We start from the raw sequence: 22,086 nt of genomic DNA, 5'->3' as shown, positions 1-22,086 counted from the left end.
AAGATCCTATAAAAAGGATTAACTGGCTACGCATTGGCCTAACTTTCCTCCATATTAGGGCAACCACGAGGGATTGCCCCTACCTAAAAGGCCACTTCACAAAACTCACCTGCCCCATGGCGTCCTTCTCATACTTGGCCAGGCAGTGTTTTTGGTATTGCGCGTCAAAATTGTCTTGGCCCGGGGCAATGGTCTCTGGGAAAGGCTGGTTTTGCAGGAAGAAGTAGATTCTGGTGGTGCCGTATTTGGTGTGCGGCATAAACTCGCCATACTGCTGCATCTGGTCCCAGAGGGTGTCCTCAACGGTGACGGCGTAAATGCGCTGAATGGGGCCGGTGTTGTTCTCGTTTCGGTAAAAGGCTACCTCGTTAAATTCGCCAGAGAGGTCATCTATGCTGGGCTGGGTGAAGGCGTCTTTGATAAACCAAATCACTAACAAGGCGCCCAAGGCTATTAACAGGTATTTTACTTTTTTTCCGGACATGCTACTACTTTCTAAGGCACCTAGGCGGCAATGCCAAATGCCAGGCAAAGGTAGCAAATCAAGTCCAGGTTATTTAAAGCCCACAGTTGTGCAGGCCTTGAACGTAAAAATCCCCACGGAGAGGGGCCTGCTACCAGGTCATCTCTCCGTGGGGATTCTTTATAACAATTATAGCTCTCTACTTGGCAGGGGTTGTGTTACCAGCCGATGCGTTTTTCACCAAGGCAAGCACGTCACCTTCTGGCGTCATTTTGAAATCTGCGTAACGCAAGAAGGATTCCTTCTTAAGAACCTCGGTTAAGTTGGCCTCAAACTCTCTCTCAATTTCTGTCAACTTAGTTTCAAGACCGGCTTGGTCGTGGCTGTACTTGGTCAAGGCTTCCGTCATCTTAGAGATGCGGGCAAGGTTCAGTTCCTTCACCTTGATGTACTCTAACTCATTGAGCCTTAATACCTGCAACATTTTTTTTGAAACCATCGCTGATGTCTTGTCAGCCTCTGGGTTACTCTGCGCAAAAACGGAATTAACAGTACTAGAAGTGCCTAACAGGGTGATTACCAACAGGGTGCTAAAGAAATTTTTCATGACGCTCTACCATTAATTAGAACAATAGTAATATAATATTGGCTTGAATCATATAATTATTATGATTTTATTTTTAACGGTTCTAATAATAATTTGGTTGTCCTATATAGAAAGTTCACTAGAATTAGTTCTTGCCTTTAGTTCAGACAAAATGAGAGATAACATTTTCTACAGGATTTAGTACATGCAATACCACCAGAGAAAGGAGTAGAGACACCAGAAGCCCCTATTCTGCCCTACAAGTGGCAAAGACGCCTTTCCAAAAGGCAGAACCTTTTACATTTCAGAGCTTTAGAAGATTATGGAACTTGACGATATGGCCCCCGAAGTGGCCAAAGAATTTTACCCGCAGGCCCTGCAAATGCTGCATGAGAGCGGACTGCCTTTCTTGATGGGCGGCGGCTTTGCCTTACGTCAGTATACCGGCATGCAACGCGACATGAAAGACATGGACGTTTTCTGCAAAGCCGGCGACTGCCCGCGCCTGCTCAAGATTTTCTCTGATGAAGGCTTCAAAACCGAACTGGTAGACGCCCGCTGGCTGGCCAAGGCCTACAAAGACGGCAAGTACGTAGACTTCATTTTCAACAACCCGGCCAGCAACATGCCCGTCAACGATGGCTGGTTCAGGAGAGCGCCCGAAGGCACCGAGTTTGGCGTGCCGGTCAAATACATCTCTGCCGAGGATCTGTTCAAATGCAAAATATACGTGCAGAACCGCGAGCGCTATGACGGCTCAGACCTGAATCACTTGATTTTAAGACACGGTGACAAGATGGACTGGGAACGCATCCTGCAAACCCTGGAGCAACACTGGCAATTGCTGCTCATGCAACTCCTCTCCTTCCAGTTTGTGTACCCCTCAGAACGAGACATCATTCCAAGAGACTTGTTTGACGAACTGTTGCTACGCGCCAAAGAGCAGTTTGACATGCCACCGCCCACAGAGCGCGTGTGCCGTGGTCTCCTCATTGACCAAACCCAATATGCGCCGGCCGTCACTGAGTGGGGCTTTAAGGCCATGACCATCATGACTATTTAGTTATTAGTTGATCGTTACAAGTTGTTCGTTCCTAAGACTACATCTTTAAACAACTGACAATCAACAACCAACAATTAAAAGAATGGAGCAAAACCCTAACACGCCCCCGGCCCCAGACACGCCTCAACCGCAGCAACCGCTAGCCCCTTATCCGCAACCGGTTCCTGCTCCTCCGCAGGAAGCGCAACGCCCCACCCGCATTGCCGCCGTGGGAGACATCCATGTGCGCGAAACGGACAAAGGCAAGTGGGTGGACTTTTTTAGGGCGGCCAGTGACCAGGCAGACGTACTGCTTCTCTGCGGCGACTTAACCGACCATGGCTACGCCCGCGAGGCCGAGATTCTGGCTGATGAGATGCGCGCCTGCACCATTCCTGTGGTGTGCGTATTAGGCAACCATGACCATGACAAGAACGAGCAGGACCAAATCAGAAAATGCCTCATAAAAGACAACGTGCACTTTCTGGACGGTGATGCCGTGGTGATACGTAACGTGGGCTTTACCGGCGTAAAAGGCTTTGGCGGCGGCTTTGACCACCACATGCTCTCCATGTTTGGTGAAACATCCAACAAAGCCTTTGTACAGGAAGCCGTGGACGAGGCTCTCAAACTGGAGGCCGGCCTCTCCAGACTGGATACAGAATACCCAGACGTGAAGAAGATTGCCCTGCTACACTACTCTCCTATCAGGGCCACCGTAGAGGGCGAACCCGAAGCCATTCATCCGTTCCTGGGCTGTTCCCGGTTGGCAGAGCCTTTGAACCGACAGAACGTCTTGGCCTGCTTTCATGGGCACGCGCACATAGGCACGCTGGAAGGCGCTACCTCGCATGGCGTAAAGGTATTCAACGTAGCCAAACCCATTTTGCAGAAAGCCGGCTTTGCCATGCCGTTCTTCCTGTTTGACGTGTAACCCACATTAAAGAGAATCCTGTTTTTGGCCTGTTTTCCGGAAAACAGGCCAAAAACAGGATTCTTATTTTCTCTCCATCCTTATTTCGAAATTCTGCCGATCCTACTGAAAACCGGGAAACGTACCAGCAATTCCTCCTCTTCCTTCCAGACCTTTCTTATTTCTACCATACAAGCATCCACTGGATTTTCTCCGTGCTTTTGAATGAAGGCCTGCACGCTAGACCAGGTGTTCAAATAGCCTTCCAAGTCTGCCACCGTCCAGGTCTGTTCAATGGCTCCGGTAAAGGATGGCAACTCTTCCAACGGAAAAGGCAACGTGGCATAGGCAGCGTCAATGTGCTTGCGTTCAGCGTCCCAGTACGGGCCAATAACCTGCGTGTAAAAATGACGGATGATGGCATCTATGGCGGGTGTAATGGAGAGCAGACCGTAGCCCCAAATGGCCAGGATAGCATTGGCTTTGCCCACGCGTTTTACTTCCCCATAAAACGGTTCAAAATTAAACCAATGCGCAGCTTGGCCTACTGTGATCAAGTCAAAGGAATTGTCAGCGAAATTGGTCTTTTCTGCAGGCAGCAATCGGTATTCTATGTTGACCAGCGCAGGTGCTTGTTGTAATTGCTTTTCACTTATGTCGGTGGCTTTGATGTGGGTAAAGTGCTTGGCCAACTCTACCGCTACTTGGCCGTTGCCAGTGCCGCAGTCCCAGGCACATTCCCGAGTCGGCACCAAACTTAACAGAAAGTTATAAAGTGATTGAGGATACGTGGGCCTGAACTTCTTGTAAAGCGAAGCTTGCCTGGAGAAATTGTCTTTGGGAGCGGTCATAGGAACAAAGTAAGTATTTGCGTTTCTTTAAATGTTATAAAAGAGGAGTATGCCATTTTGCTTCCCATTATTCAGGAATCAAAGAAAAACCCTATTTGTTCTAATCTGAAGTTAGAGACTTGCCAAAAGATTCAGTAATTTGAAACCTTATTCCTATCCTATATTCCATCCCATGAAACGCACTCTTCCCTCCAAAACGACCATTTTACTTTTTGCTATTTGCGTTACCGTGCCTCTTCTCGCGTTCACTATTCGCCCTTCAGATTGGATTAGACAGCACCTAGATCAGAGGTTATCTATTGAATTTCCGGGGACTCCTACTGAAAAAACAGGATCTGGCTCTAGCCACAGTTTGTACTTTATCAAATCAACCGATGCAGGCTTTATAGCAACTGCCATTCATTATAATAATCAGCCAAGCCTCAAACCCATCACCAATCCCTACCAGTATTATGTCAGTTTGATGACCTCTCAGATTAAAGGGGCAAATGGCACATTGGTAGATTCATCTTCTTTCACATTAGACAATTATAGAGGGCTTGAATTCTCTTTTTCGGCAGCGCCTCCGCTTGGCAAGTATCCAATCACGTTTAGCAAACGGGTAATTTTTGTTGATGGACGGGTATATCAGGCGCAATACACACCCATTTCGCATCTGCACAAACCAAGTAAAGAGAGAATCAGAAAATTCTTTGACTCTATGCGTCTTACGCATATGTAAGATTAATCAAAGCAACGTAGATGTACAGAGATGGTATACAGCCTGAACGTACAGGTGTTAGCCTTTTCCCTCTCTATGCCTTACCTTTACATCTTAACCAGAATCTAAAACTATAGTCAATATGGCCAACGGATTTTTCAATGTTCCCATTCCGGTGAACGAGCCTGTGAAGAGCTACGCTCCGGGCAGCAAAGAAAGAGAAGAACTTCTCAACACATACAATGAACTGCGCGAACAGCAGTTAGACATCCCCATGTACATTGGCGGCGAAGAGGTACGCAGCGGCAAGACTGCTACCATTGCGCCTCCGCATGATCATAAGCGCGTGATTGCCAACTTCCACCAGGGAGACGCCAGCCACGTGCAACAAGCCATTGACGCCGCCTTGGCCGCCCGTGAGCAATGGGCCAACATGCCCTGGGAAAGCCGTGCCGCCATCTTCTTAAAAGCCGCCGAATTATTGGCCGGTCCTTTCAGAGCGCGCATGAACGCCGCTACCATGCTGGGCCAGTCCAAGAACGCATTCCAAGCCGAGATTGACGCCGCTTGTGAGCTGATTGACTTCTTCAAGTTCAACGTGAAGTACATGACCGACATCTACAAGATGCAACCCGAGTCATTGCCTGGCATGTGGAACCGTTTGGAGCACCGCCCGCTGGAAGGTTTTGTGTTCGCTTTGACGCCGTTCAACTTCACCTCTATTGCCGCTAACCTTCCGGCCGCACCTGCCTTGATGGGCAACGTAGTGGTTTGGAAGCCAGCCAACACGCAGATCTACTCGGCTAAAGTGATCATGGACCTGTTCAAAGCCGCTGGCGTGCCAGACGGCGTGATCAACCTGGTGTATGTAGATGGTCCGGTGGCAGGTGACGTTATCTTCAAGCACCGTGATTTCTCTGGTATCCACTTCACTGGTAGTACTGGCGTGTTCAACCACATCTGGAAGACCATTGGCGAGAACGTGGGCAACTACCGCAACTACCCACGCATTGTGGGTGAGACCGGTGGCAAGGACTTCATTGTGGCGCACAAATCAGCGGATGCCAAAGAGGTAGCCGTAGCTATTACCCGTGGTGCCTTTGAGTACCAGGGTCAGAAATGCTCTGCCGCCTCAAGAGCGTACATTCCTAGCAACATCTGGGAAGACGTGAAGGCCTACGTGATTGAAGACCTGAAATCATTGGAGATGGGTGACCCGCAGGACTTCGGGAATTTCATCAATGCCGTAATTGACGAGAAGTCTTTTGACAAGCTGGCCAAATACATTGACGCCGCCAAGAAAGACAAAGGCGTAGAGATCATTGCCGGTGGCAACTATGACAAGAGCAAAGGCTACTTCATTGAGCCTACCATCATCGTGGCAGAGGATCCGCAGTACGTGACTATGTGCGAAGAGCTCTTCGGGCCGGTGTTGACCTTACATGTGTATGACGAGAACAAGTTTGAGGAGACCCTGGAGCTGGTAGACAAAACCTCTCCGTACGCCTTGACCGGTGCCATCTTCTCTAACGACCGCTATGCCATTGAGATTGCCTCTAAGAAGCTGAGCCATGCGGCCGGTAACTTCTACATCAATGACAAGCCAACCGGCGCCGTGGTAGGCCAGCAGCCGTTTGGTGGATCACGTGCGTCTGGTACCAATGACAAGGCCGGCTCTATGTTGAATCTGTTGCGTTGGACAACCGCCCGTACTATTAAAGAAACGTTTGTACCACCAGTAGACTACCGCTATCCATTCTTACAGCGCGGAAGCGCCGCAGAAGGCGCCATCTAAGCGTTTTTAACCTAATTTCTAGAAAACAGCCCAAAAACGGATCCCCGTTCTTGGGCTGTTTTCATTTAGGGAAAGAACTGGCGGGATTCATTGATATCTAAGGTTGGTAATTGCCCATAAAAAAGCCCTTCCTCTAAAGAGAAAGGGCAGTTGTTTGTGTAGTTTGGATTGGTACTGTAGACTAAATAAAGTTCTCTACCTGCTCCCTGAAAGAAGCTCTAGCAGATGAACGTTTGCGTTGCTTCTGAGTGCGCACGTCATCAAACGCATCCGCTATCTGTGGGTCACCAGAGATGTAGTTGATGGTCAAGTGAAACGCCTGTGTAAACTCAATGCGGTTGCGGTTGTTATCACACACCGGCAGCTGCGCTTCCAGGTCAGATACGCTGGCTCCTTTAGAAGGCATCAAGTCATATTTCTCCAACACCTTCTCTAAGAAAGCCTTGTATTGTTCCTGGGACGGTCTTCTTAAGATGGTCTGCCCCAAAAAGAAGCTGTCATCCTTAAAATGAAGACACTGCGTGACGCGTACAGAGCCAATAGAAGAAGAGTAAAAAAGGATCTCATGTCCTTCTACCTCCATGTCACGGTGAGCATGTAAATCTGGTTTACCAAGGGTCTGTCTTGCCTCTTTCAAGGTAGTGCCAAACTCCACGCCTCTGAAGGTAATAGCCAGGTCAGAATTCTCTGCAACCAACTTATTATCAGTGACCATGTTCAATAAACTTACAGCCGTGCGGGGGTAATTTACTCTATCAAAATATTCTTCCTTAGTAGAGCTCGTCTCGTATCGTTTTTTAGACTTTCCCGATTTAGACTTATGCCATAATAAACCAAACATTGCTGATATTTTAAGTAAATGCTGTATTTAACTGTTTTGTGCTTATATATAAATGCCTGTCACAAGGCCAGTATAACATTGGCTACACTCTTGCTATTATACATTTTAAGCTAGTTACCACGCCTCAGGCAATCTTCAAAGATATTCCTATAAGATTATAATAACTTCTTACTTGGATGTAATAAACTAGTGAAAGAAAGCTATTACAGTCCTAAAAAATATATTTAATTTACTATATACCATTCCTTATATAGTAATAAAGCTGCATGACAAAAATACACAATACCTGGCTGGCATTAAAATCTAGCCTACACCTCAACTTTTAGTATTATCCATTGATTCCCAAAAAGCCTTCCCTTAACTAGCGCACAAAAAAGAAGGAGCCAAACAGAGTAGCTGACTACACCTAGTTGGCTCCTTCTATACAGCAGGATGCTTATTGGTTTTTTTATTAGGCTTATCCGGCGCGGCGTTTCTCTTCTTCGGCGCCGCCGGTGCGTCTGCGCGATGGGGCCACCTGGCTCTTACCAAATCTGTAGGTAAAGCTCAACGTGGCCACGCGGGTGTCTCTGCGCTGATAGAAGCGCTCTGCGTAAGAGGTAAGCTCAGTAGTGGCGCGGGTCTTATTAGAATAGAACACGTCAGATACATTTAACTTAAGACTGGCTTTCTTTTCCAAGAACTGCTTTTGCACGCCCACAGACAGGAATCTTACCGGCTCTACGTCTAAGAAACCATAAATCTCACGGGCCCGATAAACACCTATCACTTCGGCTGACCAGTCTTTAGGCAACAGGAACGAGTTGTTGGAGTTGAGGTTGAACGTAGGACGTCCGTTGCGCAGGTTGGTGTTGGCCAGATTGCCTTGGTACAAGCCGTAGTACATCTCCAGGTTATTGGTACTGGTAAACCAACGAGCAACAGTGATTGGCACAGACATGGTCACGCCGTAGTAATCCAGTTGGGCCAGGTTCAGGTCCTGTTGCCTCACCACGGGTCTTCCGTCACCAGTTAACTCATCTGTTGGGGAAAGCACGCTCACGATTACGTCTTTGGTGCGGCTGTAGCTGAGTTTGGTCACAAACTTCTGCAACAAGGTATGCGTGAACTCAAAGGAGTACGTGAGCTGTGGCTTGAGCGCCGGATTCCCCTGTGAATAGGTAGTATGGTCCAGAAGGAATCTGAATGGATTGAGCTGGTTATAGGTAGGCCGGTCAATGCGTCTGCTTAAGGAAAGGCCCACATCATGCTTCTCACTAACCGTATAACCTACAAAGGCGCTCGGGAAAAGTTGGGTATAGTTTCGGTCAAAGGTATCATTGGTAATCAACTGCTCCCCTTCAGCTTGGGTATTCTCCACTCTGAGCCCTAGTTGCAAACTCAGTTTAGCCCACTTCTTGTTCACGTTTACGTATGCGGCGTTGATGTTCTCTGAATACAGAAAATGATTGCTGGTGCCTGCCAGGTAATCATTTCTGCCTTCTGATCGGTCAAAGAACTGCAGGTTGTTATCTGCCTTCACCAAACTGCTTTTTAACCCTAGTTCTAAGTTAGCTTTTACCGAAGGCAACGGCTGTGCATAGTCTACTTTGGCTGAATAAATATCCAGTCCGCCGTCCAAATCACCGAACAAGGTAGAATCAGGGGTTGGGCGAGGATTGTTTATAAACGCGATGTTGATGTTTTGAAGGTCACGGGTCTGGAAGGAGGCATAATCAACGTCGGCAGAAATCTCACGGCCTGTGGTGTCAATGGTATGCTTCAGGTTAAGGTTAAGCGCCTGGTTGTTCCGGTTGGTTTCGGTAAAACCGGTGGTGTTAAATCCGCTCACGTACTGACGGCTGGCATTCAGGACATCGGCGGTGTTGTTGACCGTGCGGTTAATGTCTGTAAACGCCCCACTTCCAACAATGCCTACAATGGTCTTAGGCGAAAGATTATAATCCAAACCTACTCTGCCGTTGTGCCCGTTGATGATGTGCCCGAACACGTTTTTCTGGTCATAGACATTGGTAAGCTCTCCCGACTTAGGTCCTTCAGTATCTGACTCAACGACCGTAAAGAACTCACGGTATAGATCAAGCTTGTTGATGTCATTGCGGTGCACATAGTTGTAAGAGCCAAAGACGTTCACGTTTCTGTTGCGGTGGTTTAACTGCAAGCCTTGGTTGGCCTTCGGGAACATACCCATGCCTGCCGAAGAGGAAAGCGTCCCGTTGGTACCCACCCGGTTGTCCTTCTTCAGCCTAATGTCAATGATTCCCGCATTACCTGCCGCGTCATACTTAGCCGAAGGGTTGGTGATCAAATCAATCTTGGCCACGGTGTTGGCCCCCATACCCCGTAGCATGTTGGCCAGCTCGGCACCAGACATAGGTACCGGCTTGCCGTCTACCATCACAATCACGCCGGTTTTGCCACGCATGCTTATGTTGTCGTTCTGGTCAATGTTCACGCCGGGCGCTTTCTCCAGCACTTCCAGCACGGTGCTACCGGTGGCGGCAATGCTGTTCTCCACGTTGAGCACCGTCTTATCAAAGTGTTGTTCCACCAAAGGCTTCTGTTGCTCAATCTTAATCTCCTTCAAGGCCACCGCGCGTTCTGGCATCACCAAATCGCCCAGGTTCATATTTTGGCGCAGTTGAATAGTATTAGACTGATACGTAGCGTAGTCATAGTGCGTGGCCATGAGCTTATAATCGCCCGCCGGCAGGTTGCTGAAGGTGAAGGAGCCGTCCTCAGCGGAGACCTCTACTTTCACCAAAGTCATAGACGGGTCTTTCACTAATTGAATGTTGCCGGCCAGCAAGGGCTCTGCCTTGGTACCTGTTAGCTTGCCTTTCAGCTCAAAGCGGTTGGCGTCCTGGGCCCAAGCCGGCGCCCAACTTACCAAAAGGAGGAAGAGAAGCGTGAATAGTTTGTCTTTGTGTTTCATTGTATGTGTACTTGTAATCAATAAATACTGGTGATTAGGTGAAGCTCTACTGAAGGGCAACTGTCTGTTATGGAGTTAAGCCGTTCAGTTTCACCACCTTGGCAAGGGTTATGCCAAAATAACAAGTAATTGAACTACAGTTAGTTACAAAACACCCCACACCAATAAGTGTATAAAACCGGACACTTTCCACCCATAACCGAACAGCACTTGGACGGTTGCGCACGGCTGGTAGACGCTAAAAAAGTTTTTACATTTTTGGCCTCCTTTCCAGAAAATACCCCAAAAACGGCCTTCGGCAGAACAAAGGAGATTGTGTACCTTTGCCCTTTGTTTTTGCGACTTATAGAAAGAGAGATACCATGCTTCGTTCACACACCTGCGGCGAATTGCGCCTTGAACATGTTGGCCAGGAAGTAACCCTGACCGGTTGGGTACAGAAATCACGTGACAAAGGCGGCATGCTGTGGGTGGACCTGCGCGACCGCTACGGCATCACGCAATTGATGCTAGAGGAAGGCGTTTCTTCTCCAGAAGCCCTTACCCTGGCGCGTACCCTGGGCCGCGAGTTTGTGATCAAAGCCACTGGCACCGTGATTGAGCGCGTGTCTAAAAACGATAAGATTGCCACCGGCGATGTAGAGATTAAGGTAATGGACCTTGAAATTCTAAACCCTGCCAAACTCCCTCCTTTCCTTATTGAGGACGAGACCGACGGCGGCGATGACCTGCGCATGAAGTACCGCTACCTGGACCTGCGCCGCTCACCGGTGCGCAAAAGCCTGGAACTGCGCCACCGCATTGGCCAGCAGACGCGCGCCTATTTAGACGGACAAGGCTTTATTGAAGTGGAGACGCCGGTGTTGATAAAGTCTACCCCGGAAGGCGCTCGTGACTTTGTAGTGCCTAGCCGCATGAACCCTGGTGAGTTCTACGCCTTGCCCCAGTCCCCGCAGACCTTTAAGCAGTTGTTGATGGTGTCAGGCTTTGACAAGTACTTCCAGATTGTGAAGTGCTTTAGAGACGAAGACCTTCGTGCTGACCGCCAGCCCGAATTCACCCAGATTGACTGCGAAATGTCCTTCGTGACGCAGGAAGACATCCTGAACACCTTTGAAGGTTTGGTGAAGCAATTATTCAGAGCCGTGAAAGGCATTGAACTGCCAGACTTCCCTAGAATGACCTACGCCGATGCGATGCGCCTGTATGGTTCAGACAAGCCAGACACCCGTTTTGGGATGCAGTTTGTGGAGCTGAATGACGTGGTAAAGAACAAAGGCTTTAAGGTATTTGACGATGCCGAGCTGGTGGTGGGTATCAACGCCTCTGGCAGCGCCCATTTCACCCGCAAGCAACTGGATGAGCTCACAGACTTCGTGAAGCGCCCCCAAGTAGGTGCCACCGGTTTGGTATACGCCCGCGTGCAGGAAGACGGAAGCGTGAAATCAAGCGTGGACAAATTCTACTCGCCAGAAGACCTGCAACTATGGGCGCAAGCCTTCAACGCCCAGCCCGGCGACTTGCTGTTAGTCCTGGCCGGCGGTGCTGATAAAACCAGAAAAGCGTTGAATGAACTGCGTCTGGAGATGGGCACCCGTTTGGGCATGCGCGACAAAGACACGTTCTCTACGCTGTGGGTCCTGGACTTCCCTCTCCTGGAGTGGGACGAGGAAAGCAACCGCTACCACGCCATGCACCACCCGTTCACTTCGCCCAAACCAGAGGACATGGACCTGATTGACACCAACCCGGGCGCCGTGCGCGCCAACGCCTATGACATGGTGATTAATGGTGTAGAAGTAGGCGGAGGTTCTATCCGTATCCATGACCGCGCGGTGCAGTCACGCATGTTCAACCTGCTAGGCTTCACGCCAGAGGAAGCACAGGCCCAGTTCGGGTTCTTGCTGGATGCCTTTGAATATGGAGCGCCTCCACACGGTGGCATCGCTTTCGGGTTTGACCGTCTTTGTTCTTTGTTCGGTGGTGCAGACTCTATCCGTGACTTCATCGCCTTCCCTAAGAACAACTCCGGCCGTGACGTGATGATTGACGCCCCATCACCTATCGCGCAAGCGCAGTTGGATGAGTTGCAGATTGACGTGAAGTTGAAGGGTTAATTGTTGATTGCTAATTGTTGATTGTTATAAAAAGCCCTGCGGAATCCTTTTTCGCAGGGCTTTTCGTTTTTAGCCTGTTTTTGTAAAAAGAGGCTAAAAACGGTTCTTGGCCAAGACGCTACTTGTTTAGTCATGAGTCGCGAGTCGTGAGTCTGAAAGAGCTCCTGTCCTCCCCCTACTCCTCCCGGAACAAGTCCGGGATCTTCGACTTCAAAGGGGGACCAACGCGCCGGTTGAAGCCAGCGCTTCAGGGCAGTTGAAAACTGCCCCCGTCATGGGGCCAAGTCGAAGACTTGCACCATGCCCACGTGAACCAAGATCAAACAGACCGTGCGCAGCACGAATGCCTCTGCAGCGACAGGGACGGACTTTACCTACAACCACTTAGGCCACCAATAAACCCTTACAGGACCGGAACCGAAACCAGTCTTGGTCCTGAGCGCCTCTGTTGTTTCGTCGCCCGCCAGGGCGGGGCCAAAGGCCCAGAGTACAACAGCATTGCGAAGGGCCAAGACGAGGCCCCGCGGCCGTGAGCGCTTAGCGGACAAAATGCAACAAGGCTGTGACTTCGCACCGGAACAGACGGCATTACCAAGGAAACAGCCAACGGCGTGCACCATCGTCCACTAAAGCAAATCCCCTTAAATTCTTCGGTTAAGCTATAATGACCAATTGCCATTTTCAGCCTAATTCCCAGAAAACACGCCAAAAACGACATCACCTACCAAAAAACTATATACTCTGCCATTCACCCCACCCAACAACCGCTCATCATTTTTCCCTTCCCCAGCGTGAACACTTCTCCCATATTTGTATCAAGCAATCGCACTTAAAAATTCTAACCCATAAGAAACCATGAAAGCAAAACTAACCTCTCTCCTCGCGCTGTTGTTGTTCATCACCCTCACCGCGCAGGCCAAGGCCCCATCCTTCAAAGTAGTGAAAACCGGCAAGGGACCGGCTATGATTCTAATTCCCGGCTTGAACTCTGATGGTGAGGTATGGGACGAGACCGTCAAGCACTACCAAAAAAGCTACACCTGCTACGTACTGACCTTACCCGGTTTTGCGGGACAGCCGGCTATCCAAACAGACCACTTCCTGAACACCGTGCGCGACGAGATTATCACCTACGTGCAGGAGAACAAGCTCAAGAAACCAGTGTTGGTAGGGCATAGCTTAGGTGGGTACATGACCCTCGCACTGAGCGTAAAAGCGCCTGACCTGTTTGGGAAAGTGGTAGTGGTAGACGGACTGCCCTACATTGGCGCCGCCCAAAACCCAGGCGCCACCGTGGAAAGCATCAAACCCATGGCCGATCAGATGAAGAACTCCATGGCTAAGATGAGCCCCGAAATGCAGAAACAACAGGAGGCCAGCTACGGCGTGACCATGGCCACCGACTCGGTGCACATCCAAAAAGTGATTGACTGGGGCAGAAAGTCTGACTATAAAACCACCGGACAGGCCATGTATGAAATGTACACCACCGACTTGCGCAAAGACATCGCCACCATCAAATCGCCGGTGCTGGTACTAGGCGCCTGGTATGGGTACAAAGGGTACGGCGTGACCAAGGAGTTAACCACCAACATGTATAAGACACAATTTGCTAACTTGCCTTCCGCCGAAGTTAAGATAGCAGACACTGCCCGCCACTTCATCATGTATGATGAGCCTGCCTGGTTGTTTGCACAAATGGATGCCTTCTTGAAGAAATAAGTAACCGCACGGTTCATGTCTAACACACGTCAACATAAATGGTATTGGGTCTGTCAGGTAACTGGCTGGACCCTTTACTTTTTCCTGGGTCTGTTCATTAGTTATAATTTCTTCAAAGGTTCGGCCACCATGTATGGCATCCAGCTCACTGGTGCTTTCCTGTTTCTGGTGGTGACACACTTGCAACGTTATCTATCTAAGAAATACCAATGGCAGAAATTCTCCATTGCCAAGCTAGCCGCTTTAATCCTGCTCTATAATGCCGTTTGCTCTGTTCTGGTCCAATTGCTTACCTACAGCCAAATGGTGGTTAGCGGGATGTATACCTGGAAGCAGATGGAATTCCCGATTCTGTTGTTGTATTCCGTCAACGGGATTGTAGTGCTGTCTGCGTGGTCTTCTTTCTATTTTGCGTTCCAGGCAATCAAGCGCTGGAAAGCCAAGGAAGTAGAAACGCTTAAACTACAACTGTCTTTGAAAGAGGCTGAACTGGAAGCCATCCGTTCGCAACTAAACCCTCACTTTCTGTTCAACAGCCTTAACAACATCCGGTCCCTGGTGCTGGAAGACCCTTCCAAGGCCCGCGAGATGATAACCCGCCTGTCGGCCATGATGCGCTACGTGATTGGCTACAACCGCAACAACCTGGTGAGCGTGGCCGAAGAGCTGGAGTTTCTGGACCATTACGTGGCGCTGGAGAAAATCCATTTCGAGGACAAGCTGGCGTTCTCTTCTGAAGTCCCGGAAGACTTAAAATTAGCTTCCATTCCGCCTTTGGGCATTCAGTTGTTGGTAGAGAACGCCATCAAACACGGCATCGGGACGCAGGCTAAAGGAGGTCAAATTGTGCTTTCTTTGCACCGTCAGAACGGCTATTTACAGGTACAAGTAGAGAACACCGGTAGATTGGGCGCCTCGTCTGCCCCTGCTGGCATCGGCATTCAGCGATTGCTGGAGCGCGTCGCTCATTCGCTGGACCAGCCCGGCACTTTCAATTTACATCAAACCACAGACACCAGCGTGACCGCCACGCTCACGCTTCCTTTTAAAAAGTATGAGAATCTGCATAGTTGAAGACTCACGGCTGGCGCGCCTGGAGCTGAAGCACCTGCTCACCAAATTTCCAGAATTGGAACTGGTAGGCGAAGCCGAGAACGCCGAAGACGGCATTGCCTTAGTAGAAGAACTTCGGCCGGATTTGCTGTTTCTGGACATCCATCTGCCCCAGAAAAACGGCTTCGAGTTGTTAGAGGCACTAGAGCTCATACCGCAGGTCATCTTCACCACGGCCTATGACCAGTACGCCCTGCAAGCCTTTGAGCGCAACGCCCTGGACTACCTCATGAAACCCATTGAGGAGAACCGCCTACGCCAAGCCGTAGAGAAAGCCCTGGCTAAACAAGTATCCGCCAAACCTGCCGTGGCCCCTGCTCAACTGAGTGAAGACGACCGCGTGTTTGTGAAAGACGGCGAGCGCTGCTGGTTTGTGGCCTTAAAGCAAGTGCGCCTCATTGAGTCCAATGGCAATTACGCCCTGCTCTCCTTTGACAACGAACGCCCCTGCATTCTCAAGACCCTGAACTACCTGGAAAGCCGCCTGGATCCCAAGGTGTTCTTTAGAGCCAACCGCCAGCAGATTATCAACGTGAACTACATTGAGCAAATTAACCCGTGGTTCAGAGGAAGCATCAAGATCCAACTCAGGGGCGGTGAGGAAGTGGAAGTATCTAGGAGACAGACACAGGTGTTTAAGGATTTGATGAGTTTGTAAAAGAGAAGCGTTTTTGGCCTATTTTCTGGAAAACGGGTTGAAAACGAAATTCGGTCTAATCTAGCTTATCCATTTACCACGCCCGGATTCTCCCCTTGAGGGGAGTGCAGAGGGGTGTTTACATAGGAGAGCCGATGCTTAAAGGGCTCTTGACGGTGTTACCATAAAAAGTCATTGCAATATCTTCAGTGTAAAAAGAAGATTCAGCAGATTTAGACACCCTTCTGCGCTCCCCTCAAGGGGAGAATCTGCCCGTAGTCACCTTTGCTCGATTTTGGCCTACTTTCCAGAAAACAGCTCAAAAACGACAAAAACAGAAGAGGCGCTCCATGAGCGCCTCTTCTGTTTAATATCAAGAATATATTCTGCTTAGAGTAAATCGTTGAACAAGCCTGGTACTACGCCCATCAGCACGGTCAATACCACCAAGGCTATCAAAGTAAAGCTGGCCAAGGCGTCAACAGTAATGCGCTCGCCGGCTGGCTCCTTCATGTACATGGCAATAATCACTCTGAAGTAATAATAGATACCCACGGCAGACATCAGGATAGCCACCACAATCAGCCACAGCATGTCTTGCTCCAAGGCGGCAGAGAAGAGGAACAGCTTCCCGAAGAAACCGCCCGTCAACGGAATACCCGCCAAAGACAGCATAGCAACAGTCATCACAAAGGCCAGCAGAGGGTTGGTTTTACCTAAACCGTTGAACGCTTCATAGGCATCTGATTTACGCTCATCTGCCACGTACTTTAATATCCCGAAGGCCGCGATGGTGGCTACTGAATAGGCAAGAGAATAGAATAAGATAGCGTTCTCAGAACGGTCATTGAAGGATGTTAAGGCAATCATCAGGTAGCCCGCGTGCGAGATACTGGAGTAAGCCAACATACGCTTCATGCTGGTCTGCGCCACAGCCCCAATGTTACCAATCAACAGGGTCAGGACGGTAATGGCTACCACGGTTGGGAACCACTGCTCATACACCCCGCCAAACGCCGCCGACATCAATTTGTAGAAAGCCGCAATACCCGCGGTCTTCACCACGGTAGACATGTAGCTTGTAAACACGGTTGGCGTGCCTTCATACACGTCTGGCGTCCAGAAGTGGAAAGGCGCAGCCCCTACCTTAAAAGTAATCCCTATCAACACCAACAGGAGACCCATCAGCAACAACGGTGCGCTGCCGGCGTCAATGTTTCTGGCAGCGTCAGAGATGGTAGTCAAGTCAAAAGAGCCGGTGGCCCCGTACAACAACGCCACGCCGAACAAAATGATACCCGTGAAGAAAGACCCCATCAAGAAGTACTTCATGGACGCCTCATTGGACAAGATGTTGCGCTTGTCTGAACCGGCCAGGATGTACATGCTAATGGACATAATCTCAATGCCAATGAACAGCATCAACAGGTTCTCATAGCCCACCATCATGATGCCGCCCACCAAAGAGAAGAGCATCAGAGAGTAATATTCAGCTAAATTACCGTCTTCGTCGCGGCCGTATTTGCTGGAGAACGGGAGGATGAACAGCGTGGACAAAATCATCACCGCGGTAAACGCTATGGAGAAGTTGTCCATGGTGAACATGTTGTTGAAGTAGGTCTGGGGATTGTTCCAGTCCAGTAACGTAGCACCTAAGGAAACTGCCAGAAACAGCATCACCATAGGCATGAGTACCTTTTTAGATTTCATGAACCCTAAGAACAGGTTCACAATACCAAAAATAGAGAGTAGAATTAATGAGGTCATGTGCAGGTAATTTCTCCTGTGTATATAATATCGTCGCTAAACTTAGCGGTTAATCACGTTCAGCAACTGCCCAATGGCCGGTTCAGAGATGTTCAAAAACGTATTGGGGTTCAAGCCAATCCAGAACACCATAATCACCAAGGGTACCAACACGGCTTTCTCGGTGAAGGTCAAATCTGTGAAAACATCGGTGATGTGGTTGGTCTCCCCAAACATCACGCGCTGGAACATGCGCAACATGTACACGGCTCCCAGGATGATAGTCAGACCGGCCACAGCACCCATCCAGGCATTGTACTGGTACACGCCCATCAAGAGCAGGAATTCACCCACAAACCCATTGGTCAATGGCAAGGCAACAGCGCCTAGCATCAAAACCATAAAGCAAACGGTCAGGAACGGTGCCTTCTGCGTGATACCACCCATGGCGGCAATCTCGCGGGTACCGGTGCGCTGTTGAATAATGTCTATGATGAAGAACAAGCCCACCACGTTAATACCGTGGCTCAGCATCTGTACCATCACGCCTTGCAAGCCCTGCTCGGTTAACGTGAACAAACCAGCGGCAATCAGACCAACGTGCGAGATGGAAGAAAACGCAATCAGACGCTTCATGTCATGCTGACGGATGGCGATGATGGCTCCGTAGACAATCCCGATGATTGCTAGAACGATGGCTACTGTAGACCACTGGCTTACGCCCAAAGGTACTACCGGCAACAACCAACGTAGCACGCCATAGATACCCATTTTCAGCATGATACCAGACAGCAACATGGTACCGGCGGCCGGAGCCTCAGCGTATGTATCTGGTTGCCAGGTATGGAACGGGAACACCGGCATTTTAATAGCGAAGGCAATGAACAGAAACCAGAACAACCAGCTCTGCGTGCCTGCATCTAATACCAATTGATAGAAAGCCGACAATTCAGAGGTGTGCGTGCCCGGCGTCTGGAAGTACAGATACACAAACGCGGCCAGCATGAACAACGACCCGAAGACCGTGTACAAGAAGAACTTGAACGTTACTCTAATTCTGTTCTCACCGCCCCAAAGACCGGCAATGAAGTAGATTGGAATCAAGGCCACCTCCCAGAAGAAGTAGAACAAGAAGGCGTCTAAAGCGGTGAACACACCAATCAAACCCGTCTGCATGAACAGAATCAAGGCATAGAAAGACGACGGCCGCTCATAGTTGTGCCTGAACGTGGACAGGATGATTAACGGCAATAAGAACACCGTCAACAACATTAGCAATAAGCTGATGCCGTCCATACCCACTTTGAACACGATGCCCGCAGAGGCAATCCACGGAAGGTTAATTAAATACTGGGCTGAGCTGTCTGCTGGATTGAAACCAATCCAAGCGTAAATACCCAAAAGCAATTCTACCAAGGCTGCGCCGAAGGCTACTTTCTTGGCTCCCTGTCCTTTTACCAACAGTACCAGCAGTGCGGCCACAGCAGGCCATAAGATTAATAATGCGGTTAACATGTGTGGCCTATCAGATAATAAAGTTCAGCAATAAAATTAACGCGATGCCCAGCACCATCATCAGGATGTAAGAACCGGTGGCCCCGCTCTGCACAAAGCGCAAGGTGCGCCCGCCACCCAAGGTGGCCTTCCCGAATCCGTTCACGATTGGGTCAATCAAGCCCTTCTCCACAAAGCGGTGCAAGCCCGTAGACATAGCCATGACAGGCTTTACAATGATAGCGTCATACAGTTCGTCCACGTAGTATTTGTTGTACACCAGCTTGTGCAACGGTGACAAAGTGGCTCCTTCTTCTGCAGGAATAGACTTCTTCTTCCCGTAAATCATATAAGCCAAAATGATAGCGACAACTGCCACAGCCACAGAAACTGCCATTAGCATATATTCTGTCTCATGGGATAAGTGGTGTGCTTCAAAAGCACTTGGCACAGCTCTTCTGGCCAGCTCATAAATAGGCGACAAGAAGTTACCCAGCATATGGTTCTGGCTGAAGACCGCTGGCAAGCCCATAAATCCGCCAATGGTAGAAAGGATGGCCAGGATAATCAATGGAATGGTCATCACGGCCGGCGACTCATGCAAATGCTTGCGCTGTTCCTCAGTGCCTCTAAACTCCCCGAAGAAAGCCAGATACAGCAACCTAAACATGTAGAAAGCCGTCATGAACGAGGTTAACAGACCAAACGCCCACATCACTTTGCTGTGCACAAACACATGCGCCAACAACTCATCCTTAGAGAAGAAACCGGCAAACGGCGGAATACCAGAAATAGCCAGCGTTCCAATCAGGAAAGTCAGGAAAGTGATAGGCAATACTTTTTTCAGACCGCCCATTCTGCGCAAATCCTGCTCTCCAGACATGGCATGAATCACGCTACCTGCACCCAAGAATAGAAGAGCTTTGAAGAAGGCGTGCGTCAATACGTGGAACAGAGAAGAGGAATATGCCATCACGCCCAACGCCAGGAACATGTAGCCCAACTGACTCACGGTAGAGTAAGCCAATACTTTTTTGATGTCGTTTTGGAAGAGACCAATGGTAGCAGCAAACAAAGCCGTAGCCAAACCAATGATGGCCACAAACTCAAGCGTGTCCGGTGCTAAAGTATAAAGCACGTTTGACCGTATCACCATGTAGATACCCGCCGTCACCATGGTAGCGGCGTGAATCAAGGCAGACACTGGGGTTGGACCAGCCATCGCGTCCGGCAACCACGTGTAAAGTGGCAACTGGGCAGACTTACCCATGGCACCCACAAACAACAACAAGGTAATGGCAATCACTACGCCATCGTTTACCTGGTTCAGCTGAGAGGCTTGATTGAACACCTCGCCGTAACTCACGCTTCCGTAGGTGATAAAGATTAAGAAGATACCCAGCAAGAAGCCCAAGTCACCAATGCGGTTGATGATGAAGGCTTTCTTAGCGGCGTTGTTATACGGTGTTACCTTGTTCCAGAACCCGATGAGCAGGTACGAGCAAAGGCCCACGCCTTCCCAGCCCACAAACATCATCACGTAGTTCGCGCCCATCACCAAAAGGAGCATGGAGAACACGAACAGGTTCAGGAAAGAGAAGAATTTACCGAAGTTCTCATCATGGCTCATGTAGCCCGCTGAGTAGATATGAATCACAGAACCCACGCCCGTCACCAGCAACAGCATCACCAGGGACAACTGGTCAATCTGGAAAGCGAACGGAATCTGCAGGTTGGCTACGTTAATCCAGTCAAAGATTTGAGTAGTGTACGGACGGTTGCCATAGCCCTCAAACCCGAAGAACAGGTACAGAGACAGCAGGAACGAGCCCAGGACAGAGGCACAGCCAATGAGTCCCGCCAGCCCTTTCGGCAATTTCCGGTTGCCTAGCCCGTTAATCAGAAACCCGATGAACGGCAGGAGCGGAATCAGCAACGTAATGAGACGCATCTCAGAATTGTTTGCCGGCAAAATAAATTCTTGCATTTGGTAAAGGTATATGAAACGGTATTCTTTAACAGATTCAGGCAGAGACTACACGTCTGTCTACCACTTCAATTTGTTCAGGAAATGTATGTCTGTGGTGCGCAGGTTGCGGTAAATCATCACAATGATGGCCAGACCAACCGCTACTTCGGCGGCGGCTACCGCCATGATGAAGAATACAAAAATCTGTCCGTGCGGGTCTGAGCGGTACGCTGAGAAAGCAGTGAGCAACAAGTTCACAGAGTTCAGCATCAACTCAATGCACATAAAGATGATGATGGCATTACGACGAACCAATACGCCCGTAACCCCAATGCAAAACAGCATAGTGCTGAAGAACAGGTAGTAGTTCAGCGGGATGGTTCTGATTACCTCAGGTATCTCATTCATGGTTTTTGTATTCGCAGGAACTGCCTTGCCCGGGCGCGTGAACGGCGGCCAAAGTTATTCCCATTTTTTGGTAAATCCACATTAAAAGGCGCCTACTTACTAGGTGCCTGTACTCTGCCTCTGGCGTTCGTGCTTGCCGTTTTTGGCCTGTTTTCCCGAAAATAGCCTAAAAACGAGAAGCGGTCTGGCAAGAAAAAAGGACAACATGCATAGCTGTCCTTGTCCAGCGCTTGTCTACGCCTTAGAATCTGTTTTGCTCGCCTGGTTCGCGCTTGCCCAGCATCACGGCTCCAGCCATAGCAGCCAAGAACAACACAGACGCCAACTCAAACGGCAACAGATAATCTCTGAACAACACCTTGCCCAGGTTCTCTACCAGACCTACTTGTGAGTTGAAATCAGAAGCGTAGCCAGCGGTTTCCACGTCTTTCAAGGCGGCAATCATAATCACCAACAGGACGCCTCCGGCAATGGCGGCGGCAAACTTGCTTAAGTTAGACTTGTGCTCTTCGGTGTCTTCGCGCATGTTCAGGAACATGATCACAAACAGGAACAACACCATGATGGCGCCCATGTATACAATGAAATTCACGGCGGCCACAAACTGGGCGTTCAACAAGATATAGTGGCCCGTTAAAGCGAAGAAGGTCAAAATCATGAACAGGATGCTGTACACCGGGTTCTTAGACACTACCACACCAATAGCCGCGAACAAGGTCAAGAAGGCTAAAAAGAAGAATAAATTTCCAGTCAT

General features: G+C 49.5%; 18 protein-coding genes. 8 read left to right on the top strand and 10 right to left on the bottom strand.

Going from position 1 to position 22,086, the window contains the following annotated elements:
• Positions 1-79: 79 nt before the first annotated feature.
• On the bottom strand, positions 80-484 hold the full coding sequence (locus ABD880_RS15845; protein WP_345168257.1) for a hypothetical protein: 405 nt from the start codon (positions 482-484) through the stop codon (positions 80-82).
• A gap of 178 nt (positions 485-662) precedes the next feature.
• Positions 663-1,070, bottom strand: coding sequence for a hypothetical protein (locus ABD880_RS15840; RefSeq protein WP_345168256.1), 408 nt, complete (start codon positions 1,068-1,070; stop codon positions 663-665).
• A 301-nt stretch (positions 1,071-1,371) separates the two neighbouring features.
• Between ABD880_RS15840 and ABD880_RS15835 the strand changes: the two genes are divergently transcribed.
• Both ABD880_RS15835 and ABD880_RS15830 read left to right on the top strand, forming a co-directional pair.
• Entirely contained in the window at positions 1,372-2,112 is a 741-nt protein-coding gene (locus ABD880_RS15835) for a nucleotidyltransferase (RefSeq protein WP_345168253.1), read from the top strand.
• Positions 2,113-2,194: 82 nt separating this feature from the next.
• The gene (locus ABD880_RS15830; RefSeq protein ID WP_345168251.1) at positions 2,195-3,025 is read left to right on the top strand and encodes a metallophosphoesterase family protein; all 831 of its coding nucleotides are present in this window, start codon (positions 2,195-2,197) and stop codon (positions 3,023-3,025) included.
• Positions 3,026-3,105: 80 nt separating this feature from the next.
• Here ABD880_RS15830 and ABD880_RS15825 read toward each other — a convergent pair whose 3' ends face one another.
• Complete coding sequence (locus ABD880_RS15825; protein ID WP_345168248.1) at positions 3,106-3,855, bottom strand: class I SAM-dependent methyltransferase; 750 nt, start codon at positions 3,853-3,855, stop codon at positions 3,106-3,108.
• A 172-nt stretch (positions 3,856-4,027) separates the two neighbouring features.
• On the opposite strand from ABD880_RS15825, the gene ABD880_RS15820 reads away from it, so the two are divergent.
• The gene (locus ABD880_RS15820; protein WP_345168247.1) at positions 4,028-4,576 is read left to right on the top strand and encodes a hypothetical protein; all 549 of its coding nucleotides are present in this window, start codon (positions 4,028-4,030) and stop codon (positions 4,574-4,576) included.
• 121 nt (positions 4,577-4,697) lie between these two features.
• Positions 4,698-6,350, top strand: coding sequence for an L-glutamate gamma-semialdehyde dehydrogenase (gene pruA, locus ABD880_RS15815; protein WP_345168245.1), 1,653 nt, complete (start codon positions 4,698-4,700; stop codon positions 6,348-6,350).
• 181 nt (positions 6,351-6,531) lie between these two features.
• On the opposite strand, the gene ABD880_RS15810 is transcribed toward pruA, so the two are convergent.
• Together ABD880_RS15810 and ABD880_RS15805 are read right to left on the bottom strand one after the other, a co-directional pair.
• On the bottom strand, positions 6,532-7,065 hold the full coding sequence (locus tag ABD880_RS15810) for a hypothetical protein (RefSeq protein WP_345168244.1): 534 nt from the start codon (positions 7,063-7,065) through the stop codon (positions 6,532-6,534).
• Between the two features lie 583 nt (positions 7,066-7,648).
• Positions 7,649-10,126 carry an outer membrane beta-barrel protein gene (locus ABD880_RS15805; RefSeq protein ID WP_345168243.1) on the bottom strand — a complete coding sequence of 826 codons (2,478 nt, stop codon included), beginning with the start codon at positions 10,124-10,126 and terminating at the stop codon, positions 7,649-7,651.
• A 362-nt stretch (positions 10,127-10,488) separates the two neighbouring features.
• Here ABD880_RS15805 and aspS point away from each other — a divergent pair, with 362 nt between their 5' ends.
• From aspS to ABD880_RS15785, 4 genes are all read left to right on the top strand, one after another.
• Positions 10,489-12,243 carry an aspartate--tRNA ligase gene (gene aspS, locus ABD880_RS15800; RefSeq protein ID WP_345168241.1) on the top strand — a complete coding sequence of 585 codons (1,755 nt, stop codon included), beginning with the start codon at positions 10,489-10,491 and terminating at the stop codon, positions 12,241-12,243.
• 855 nt (positions 12,244-13,098) lie between these two features.
• Positions 13,099-13,965, top strand: coding sequence for an alpha/beta fold hydrolase (locus ABD880_RS15795; protein WP_345168239.1), 867 nt, complete (start codon positions 13,099-13,101; stop codon positions 13,963-13,965).
• A gap of 15 nt (positions 13,966-13,980) precedes the next feature.
• Complete coding sequence (locus ABD880_RS15790) at positions 13,981-15,039, top strand: sensor histidine kinase (protein ID WP_345168237.1); 1,059 nt, start codon at positions 13,981-13,983, stop codon at positions 15,037-15,039.
• Entirely contained in the window at positions 15,020-15,736 is a 717-nt protein-coding gene (locus tag ABD880_RS15785) for a LytR/AlgR family response regulator transcription factor (RefSeq protein WP_345168235.1), read from the top strand. The genes ABD880_RS15790 and ABD880_RS15785 overlap by 20 nt, the downstream gene beginning before the upstream one ends.
• 369 nt (positions 15,737-16,105) lie before the next feature.
• On the opposite strand, the gene ABD880_RS15780 is transcribed toward ABD880_RS15785, so the two are convergent.
• The 5 genes from ABD880_RS15780 to ABD880_RS15760 all read right to left on the bottom strand — a co-directional run bounded on the left by ABD880_RS15780 (position 16,106) and on the right by ABD880_RS15760 (position 22,086).
• Positions 16,106-17,482 (bottom strand): NADH-quinone oxidoreductase subunit N, encoded by a 1,377-nt coding sequence (locus ABD880_RS15780; protein WP_345168233.1) that lies wholly within the window; start codon positions 17,480-17,482, stop codon positions 16,106-16,108.
• Positions 17,483-17,524: 42 nt separating this feature from the next.
• Complete coding sequence (locus ABD880_RS15775; RefSeq protein ID WP_345168230.1) at positions 17,525-18,976, bottom strand: complex I subunit 4 family protein; 1,452 nt, start codon at positions 18,974-18,976, stop codon at positions 17,525-17,527.
• A gap of 10 nt (positions 18,977-18,986) precedes the next feature.
• Positions 18,987-20,942, bottom strand: coding sequence for an NADH-quinone oxidoreductase subunit L (gene nuoL, locus ABD880_RS15770; protein WP_345168227.1), 1,956 nt, complete (start codon positions 20,940-20,942; stop codon positions 18,987-18,989).
• Positions 20,943-21,002: 60 nt separating this feature from the next.
• Positions 21,003-21,332, bottom strand: coding sequence for an NADH-quinone oxidoreductase subunit NuoK (gene nuoK, locus ABD880_RS15765; RefSeq protein WP_066506053.1), 330 nt, complete (start codon positions 21,330-21,332; stop codon positions 21,003-21,005).
• Positions 21,333-21,573: 241 nt separating this feature from the next.
• The gene (locus tag ABD880_RS15760; RefSeq protein ID WP_345168224.1) at positions 21,574-22,086 is read right to left on the bottom strand and encodes an NADH-quinone oxidoreductase subunit J family protein; all 513 of its coding nucleotides are present in this window, start codon (positions 22,084-22,086) and stop codon (positions 21,574-21,576) included.

The organism is Nibribacter koreensis (assembly GCF_039541795.1).
Classification (GTDB): domain Bacteria; phylum Bacteroidota; class Bacteroidia; order Cytophagales; family Hymenobacteraceae; genus Nibribacter; species Nibribacter koreensis.
This window is presented reverse-complemented; position numbering and strand designations above follow the sequence as displayed.

Coding starts and splice junctions, on each gene's coding strand:
- ABD880_RS15845 (WP_345168257.1), bottom strand. CDS start 484: ATGTCCGGAAAAAAAGTAAAATACCTGTTAATAGCCTTGGGCGCCTTG.
- ABD880_RS15840 (WP_345168256.1), bottom strand. CDS start 1,070: ATGAAAAATTTCTTTAGCACCCTGTTGGTAATCACCCTGTTAGGCACT.
- ABD880_RS15835 (WP_345168253.1), top strand. CDS start 1,372: ATGGAACTTGACGATATGGCCCCCGAAGTGGCCAAAGAATTTTACCCG.
- ABD880_RS15830 (WP_345168251.1), top strand. CDS start 2,195: ATGGAGCAAAACCCTAACACGCCCCCGGCCCCAGACACGCCTCAACCG.
- ABD880_RS15825 (WP_345168248.1), bottom strand. CDS start 3,855: ATGACCGCTCCCAAAGACAATTTCTCCAGGCAAGCTTCGCTTTACAAG.
- ABD880_RS15820 (WP_345168247.1), top strand. CDS start 4,028: ATGAAACGCACTCTTCCCTCCAAAACGACCATTTTACTTTTTGCTATT.
- pruA (WP_345168245.1), top strand. CDS start 4,698: ATGGCCAACGGATTTTTCAATGTTCCCATTCCGGTGAACGAGCCTGTG.
- ABD880_RS15810 (WP_345168244.1), bottom strand. CDS start 7,065: ATGGTCACTGATAATAAGTTGGTTGCAGAGAATTCTGACCTGGCTATT.
- ABD880_RS15805 (WP_345168243.1), bottom strand. CDS start 10,126: ATGAAACACAAAGACAAACTATTCACGCTTCTCTTCCTCCTTTTGGTA.
- aspS (WP_345168241.1), top strand. CDS start 10,489: ATGCTTCGTTCACACACCTGCGGCGAATTGCGCCTTGAACATGTTGGC.
- ABD880_RS15795 (WP_345168239.1), top strand. CDS start 13,099: ATGAAAGCAAAACTAACCTCTCTCCTCGCGCTGTTGTTGTTCATCACC.
- ABD880_RS15790 (WP_345168237.1), top strand. CDS start 13,981: ATGTCTAACACACGTCAACATAAATGGTATTGGGTCTGTCAGGTAACT.
- ABD880_RS15785 (WP_345168235.1), top strand. CDS start 15,020: ATGAGAATCTGCATAGTTGAAGACTCACGGCTGGCGCGCCTGGAGCTG.
- ABD880_RS15780 (WP_345168233.1), bottom strand. CDS start 17,482: ATGACCTCATTAATTCTACTCTCTATTTTTGGTATTGTGAACCTGTTC.
- ABD880_RS15775 (WP_345168230.1), bottom strand. CDS start 18,976: ATGTTAACCGCATTATTAATCTTATGGCCTGCTGTGGCCGCACTGCTG.
- nuoL (WP_345168227.1), bottom strand. CDS start 20,942: ATGCAAGAATTTATTTTGCCGGCAAACAATTCTGAGATGCGTCTCATT.
- nuoK (WP_066506053.1), bottom strand. CDS start 21,332: ATGAATGAGATACCTGAGGTAATCAGAACCATCCCGCTGAACTACTAC.
- ABD880_RS15760 (WP_345168224.1), bottom strand. CDS start 22,086: ATGACTGGAAATTTATTCTTCTTTTTAGCCTTCTTGACCTTGTTCGCG.